This window comes from Butyricicoccus sp. (assembly GCF_050872565.1).
In the GTDB taxonomy this organism is placed as follows: domain Bacteria; phylum Bacillota; class Clostridia; order Oscillospirales; family Butyricicoccaceae; genus Butyricicoccus_A.
This window is the reverse complement of record NZ_JBNMHC010000182.1, coordinates 1-4568: the sequence shown is the minus strand read 5'-3', so window position 1 is coordinate 4568 and position 4568 is coordinate 1. Positions and strand designations below refer to the sequence as shown.

At 50.4% G+C, this 4568-nt stretch carries 5 protein-coding genes; 4 read left to right on the top strand and 1 reads right to left on the bottom strand.

Going from position 1 to position 4568, the window contains the following annotated elements:
* Window positions 1-133 precede the first annotated feature (133 nt).
* From ACR0P9_RS08135 to ACR0P9_RS08125, 3 genes are read left to right on the top strand one after another with little or no spacing between them, the layout of a single operon-like run.
* Entirely contained in the window at window positions 134-358 is a 225-nt protein-coding gene (locus ACR0P9_RS08135) for a DUF896 domain-containing protein (protein WP_432619063.1), read from the top strand.
* Window positions 339-1892: a cation transporter gene (locus ACR0P9_RS08130; RefSeq protein ID WP_432619061.1), complete on the top strand. Its 1554-nt coding sequence runs from the start codon at window positions 339-341 to the stop codon at window positions 1890-1892. The genes ACR0P9_RS08135 and ACR0P9_RS08130 overlap by 20 nt, the downstream gene beginning before the upstream one ends.
* 2 nt (window positions 1893-1894) lie before the next feature.
* The gene (locus ACR0P9_RS08125) at window positions 1895-2470 is read left to right on the top strand and encodes an HD domain-containing protein (RefSeq protein WP_432619059.1); all 576 of its coding nucleotides are present in this window, start codon (window positions 1895-1897) and stop codon (window positions 2468-2470) included.
* Here the strand turns inward: ACR0P9_RS08125 and ACR0P9_RS08120 are convergent, their stop codons facing one another.
* Entirely contained in the window at window positions 2471-3301 is an 831-nt protein-coding gene (locus ACR0P9_RS08120) for a DNA-3-methyladenine glycosylase family protein (RefSeq protein ID WP_432619057.1), read from the bottom strand.
* A 152-nt stretch (window positions 3302-3453) separates the two neighbouring features.
* Between ACR0P9_RS08120 and ACR0P9_RS08115 the strand changes: the two genes are divergently transcribed.
* Window positions 3454-4568 (top strand): phosphodiester glycosidase family protein (locus ACR0P9_RS08115; RefSeq protein ID WP_432619055.1); only part of this gene is annotated, 1115 nt, incomplete at its 3' end.

The following is a 4568-nucleotide window of genomic DNA, read 5'->3' as shown; positions in this document are numbered from 1 at the left end:
GCAATAGATTCATATATTAAGAAATCTTAAGATTGAAGCGGCATCGGCATAAGCGAGAATTACACTTGCCACACTTGCACGAAGTTAGTATAATAAAAAGATAAAGAAATTTGGAATAGATGGAGGCAGAACGATGGAAAAACAGAAAATTGAACGCATCAATGCGCTGGCGAAAAAGGCAAAGGCAGAAGGCTTGACGGAAGAAGAAAAGGTCGAGCAGAAGCAGCTGCGCAATGAATATATTGCTGAGTATCGTGCCAATCTCAAGGCACAGCTGGATAACACGACAATTGTAGAACCGGACGGCACCAAGCACCCGCTGCAACGGAAGCCGTACAATGGTCTGCGGCGCCATTAATACGACGGATTTTTCTGTGCCGAAGCAAATCGGCATGGTCATGGAGCGGCTGGAACAGGCGGGATTTGCCTGCTATATTGTCGGCGGCGCAGTGCGCGACTGGCTGGCAGGCGGAAAGCCGCATGACTATGATTTGTGTACGGCAGCCAAACCAGAACAGACGGAACAGATTTTTTCTGATTTACCGGTAATTGAAACCGGTCTGAAGCATGGAACCGTGACGGTTGTATTGGACGGAGAACCAATAGAAATCACGACATTCCGCACAGAAGGTGCTTATTCTGACGGACGCAGGCCGGATTCCGTTGCGTTTGTGACGGATATTACACGCGATTTGGCGCGGCGGGATTTCACCATCAATGCGATGGCATGGAGTCCACAGCGCGGATTATGTGACCCGTTCGGCGGGAAAGAGGATTTGCAGCGCAAATGCATTCGTTGTGTCGGCGAAGCAGAAACGCGGTTTCAAGAAGATGCCCTGCGCATTTTGCGGGCATTGCGGTTTGCCGCAACGAGAGGCTATGCGGTAGAGCCGCACACGGCGCAGGCTCTGCACGACAACAGACAACGCTTGATTCATGTCTCGGCAGAGCGAATCACGGCGGAACTGCTGCAATTGGTGTGCGGTGCCTATGCCGGAGCTGTGTGCATGGAGTTCGCGGATATTTTGACGGAAATTTTGCCGGAACTCGCACCGATGCTGGGGTTCAATCAGCGCAATCCGCATCATAAATATGATATATGGGAACATTCTGTCCGCGCGATGGAAGCCATTCGGCCGGAGCCGCTGCTGCGGCTGGCAATGCTGTTTCATGACTGCGGCAAACCAAAGACATTTAGCATCGATGCACAGGGAATCGGTCATTTTTATGGACATCCCGCACAGTCGTATGTCGTTGCCAAGCAAGCTTTGCAGCATTTGCGATTGTCTGCCCAGATGGAGCAGCAGCTGCTGTATTTGGTGCGGCATCATGATACACCGCTGGGACAAACTGCCCGCAGTGTGCGGCGCAAATTGGCCGTACATGGCGAAAGTGTTTTTCGCCAGCTGCTGGCAATCAAAAAAGCAGATTGTATTGGACAGGGAACAACACCGCACAATCAAACCGAGCTGCTGCAGACGGAACAATTGCTGGAAGAGACGCTGCAACAGGACAATTGCCTGACGCGGCGGGATTTGGCAGTCAATGGACATGATTTGCAGCAGTGGGGCGTTTCCGGTCGAGAGATTCGCTTTTTCCTGTCTGAAATGCTCAACCGCGTGTTAGATGAACCGGAAAATAACACACGGGAACGGCTCAGAGCGATTTTTGATGAGCTGAGAGAACATCAGGATCGAATCGAATTGACGGTCAGCGGCATGAGCGCGGGCTGCTGCGTGCGCGAAGTGCGCCGCCGAATGGAACGCATTCCGCAGGTACAAAAGATAGATATTGTCTTAGACAGCGGACAGATTGTATTATATGGACAAAAAATACCGCTGGAACAGGTGCGGGAAGCCCTGACAGCGGCGGGATTTGAGGTGGTAATATGAGTTTGGATTATAAACAGATTTTTGTTGACCAATATACCCAGCACATCAAGAGGCGCGGTGCAGATCGGCTGCTGGAGTGGCTGCTTAGCTCGGATTTCTTTACGGCACCGGCATCAACGCGATTTCACTCGGCATATGAGGGCGGTCTCGTCGAGCACAGCCTGAATGTCTACAAAGTTTTTATGAAAAAGCATTTTGTAGAGGGAGAAGATGATCCGGAAAGCGTAGCGATTTGCACGCTGCTGCACGACATCTGCAAGGCGGGATTTTATGAGGTCTCGTATCGCAATCGGAAAAATGAGGATGGTCAGTGGGAAAAAGTTCCATATTATACCATCAATGATCGGTTTCCCTATGGTCATGGCGAAAAGTCGGTCTTTCTCATCGAGCGGTTTATGCGCCTGAAAAATGAGGAAGCTGTCGCTATTCGCTGGCATATGGGTGGATTTGACGACACGGCAAAGGCTGGCTCCTTCGCCATCGCTCATGCATATGAGCAGTATCCGCTGGCAGTCAAGGTGCACTTGTCCGATCTCGAAGCAACCTATCTGTGCGAGAGCCGAAATGAGGACGACTGATTACTGATAATGCTCTCGGGTATAGAAAAAGAAATATTGCTGATACACGCCTGCATACGGGCTGTTGATGAATCGTTTCATGTCGCCGCTGTAATATGCGGCGGCTTTTTTCATCCAAGTATCCACGGGAAAGGCATCCAGCTTGTGCAGACCGAACAGCAAAAAGCAATCCGCGACTTTTCGCCCGACGCCGCGCAGCTGCATGATTTCGCGCCGTGCGCTGTCGGTATCCAGTTGTTCCAGAGCAGAAAAATCGATTGCGCCGGAACACACCGCCTGTGCAGCGGCAATCAAGTATGGCGTGCGATAGCCTGCCCGCAGAGGTGCTAACTCTTCGGCTGTACAAACAGCCAGCTGTTCGGGCGTGGGAAACGTGTACAGCGTTTGATGTTCAAACACAATCGGTTTGCCCAGCAGCGTGCACAACCGGTCGACAATGCCGGTGATGCGCGGAATGTTGTTGCATTGCGAGAGAATAAACGTACACAGTGCTTCCCAAGGATCTTGCCGCAGGATGCGGATGCCACGCCCGAATTCTGCGGCGGCAGACGTGAAGGCGTCGACGGCGAAGCTGTCGCAGATCGCGGCATAATCCGTCTCACAATCAAAATAGGCGCGCCAGAGCGGTTCGTATTGCTGCGCATTAGAGGAAAGAACCAATGCACCGTGGGAATCAGAAACGCGAGCGGCTGCATCGCGCACAATACCGAGATAACTGCCGTCCGGCTGTGGTGTCCAGCGAAAGCATTGACCACAGGTGAAGGTCTGACGGGCAGAAAATGGACGGACATTTGTGATAATCAGATTGTTGTTTTGGGTGATATTTTGCATGGTAAATTCCTCCTAGTCTAGGTATTTTATCATGAATTTGCAGACAGACGCAATATTTAAGAATTTTTTTATGTGTTTGTCTATAGGACTGAGGCGAAAGATATGGTATAATAAGACAAATTTTGTAACAATGTAGAGGAGGACACGCATCCTTGAGCGGAAAAAAAGATGCAGGAAAATCCGGCTGGAAGATTGTAGAGGAAGAACGCGTTGACAATCCGAAGCAGGCCAAGCGCGAAGCCAAACATGCCAGCAGGCGGCGCAGTCGAAAAAAACGCAGTATGGCGGAAAAAATAACCCGATGGTTTATTATAGTTGTACTTCTTATGGCAGCGTACTGTGTGCTGGTATTTTCCAATATTCCATTGATTGAACGATGGAGAACAATATATATTGAGACGGCGATGGGCACCATGAATCATCAGTGGCTGGCAACACGGTTTCTCCCGCAATCAGTCATTGACGATGTGATGAAGGGGCGTGTCGTGGTTGAAGTGCAGCAGGAAGAGTATAATTCTTCTTGGGGCAAAGACGAAGAAGAATTCCCAAACAAGGCAAATGCCATTGGCGCATGGGAAACAGTAAAAACGCATTTTGCTAAAACATATCCGGAGATCGACCAAGACTCTCTGACGGCATATCTGGAAAAACACAAAGAAGAAAATCTGTTAGATGCAGATGGCTGTCTGCTCATTGACCGGGCAGATTATGACAAGGAAGAAACCGGCATAAAAACCATTTACGGTGATGATGTCTGCGCCATCGATACACACAATGGCATTGTCATTGTCAGCCTGACCGGTGACGGCTATTCCGGCCGTATGGCAATCATCAAAGACTCTGGACAGGTGCAGCTCGCAACAGCACCCAATCTCGGCTCTTCCGGCAGTTATCTGGATAAGATTTGCGAGAGAAATGACGCAGTTCTCGGCATCAATGCCAGTGGATTTTCCGATCCGGACGGCACAGGCAACGGCGGAGAAGCATTTGGTATGATTTTATCCAATCGGGAGACATATCGGAAGTCCTTGGACACCACGATGAAGGTGATTAGCTTGGATGAAGAAGATCATCTCAAAATCTCCAATACCTTGCCGGAAAAGGCACGCGATGCCATGCAGTTCAGTCCGGCACTTGTGGTCAACGGCGAACAGCTCATCAGCGGCTCTTCCGGCTGGGGCTTGCAGCCGCGCTCCGTGTTGGGACAGACAAAGGACGGCGAGATGCTGTTGGCTGTTGTAGACGGCAGACAGCCGAGCTATTCTGT